Origin of the sequence: Thermanaerothrix sp., from assembly GCA_026417795.1 — a bacterium.
Lineage (GTDB): Bacteria > Synergistota > Synergistia > Synergistales > Synergistaceae > Thermanaerovibrio.
The window spans coordinates 1-1,102 of the sequence record JAOACP010000117.1 but is presented as its reverse complement, the minus strand read 5'-3'; the positions used below and the strand labels follow the sequence as shown (position 1 = coordinate 1,102).

2 protein-coding genes are annotated in these 1,102 nt (G+C 43.1%); both read left to right on the top strand.

Going from position 1 to position 1,102, the window contains the following annotated elements:
* Positions 1-41: 41 nt before the first annotated feature.
* Positions 42-905, top strand: coding sequence for a sugar ABC transporter permease (locus N2315_09495; GenBank protein ID MCX7829404.1), 864 nt, complete (start codon positions 42-44; stop codon positions 903-905).
* On the top strand, positions 902-1,102 hold a 201-nt coding region (locus N2315_09490; GenBank protein MCX7829403.1), incomplete at its 3' end, for a hypothetical protein. The genes N2315_09495 and N2315_09490, both read left to right, overlap by 4 nt.

The following is a 1,102-nucleotide window of genomic DNA, read 5'->3' as shown; positions in this document are numbered from 1 at the left end:
GTCCGGGGTCCCCTATTTTTTAGAAAAGGCAGGATGCCAGTATGACCTATACAGTACAAAAGAAAGTGATTATCACCCTCTTTCTATGTGTTCCCTTGTTGTTACTCCTTGTCTTTGGGTATCTTCCCATCCTTAATATGATTGGCTACAGCTTTACCCGTTGGGATGGGCTGGGCAAAAAGGAATGGGTTGGGCTAGCCAACTACCTGGAACTTTTTACGCGGATAGAGAATTTCCGGGTCTTCTTTGTGAGTATTTACTATTTTGTAGGAGCCTTTATCCAACTTGCCCTGGCCCTCTTTTTTGCAACCCTCCTGAATTTTCCTATCAAAGGACAAAACATCTTTAAAGGAATTTTATTTTTTCCCAACTTGATTAATGGGGTGGCTATTGGTTTTATCTTTTTGTATTTTTTCCGAGATACCGGTACTTTAAATACCTTCCTTCGCTTTCTTGGCTTTAAAGGGCAAATTCTCTGGCTTACCGATCCCCGGGTAATCAACTATTCCCTTGCGGCAACATCCATTTGGCGATACATGGGCTTTAACATGGTTATGTTCCTTGGGGCCTTTCAGTCTATTTCGCAAGAGATTTATGAAGCCGCCGCCCTTGATGGGGCAGAGCGGTGGGATCTTTTTCGGTACATCATGTTCCCCATCATAAAACCGGTGGTTAAATTGAATCTTATCCTTTCAATTAAGGGTGCCCTCAGTGTATTCGAAATTCCCTACATCATGACCGGTGGTGGCAATGGAAGTTCTACCTTTGTTATTCGAACCATCGATACGGCTTTTAAATTCAATAAAATCGGCCTGGCCTCAGCCATGGCGGTGGTCCTTACCATCATTATTTTACTTATCACCGCTATTCAGGAAAAAATGTTTAAAGAGGAGCGCTACCTATGACTATTAAAGAACGGGATTTTTTCTTTCGCCTTGCCCAGTATGTCGTTCTAGGACTTGCCGCTCTCATCACCCTTCTACCTATTATTGTGGTGTTTCTCGGAGCGTTTAAAACAAACCAGGAATTTGCCACCACAGGCCCCTTCGAGCTTCCCCATAGTTTTCTCTACCTTGAGAATTTTAAAGTAGCTATCCAGCAG

Excerpts from the sequence above, each read along its gene's own strand:
- N2315_09495 (MCX7829404.1), top strand. The coding sequence starts at position 42 with ATGACCTATACAGTACAAAAGAAAGTGATTATCACCCTCTTTCTATGT.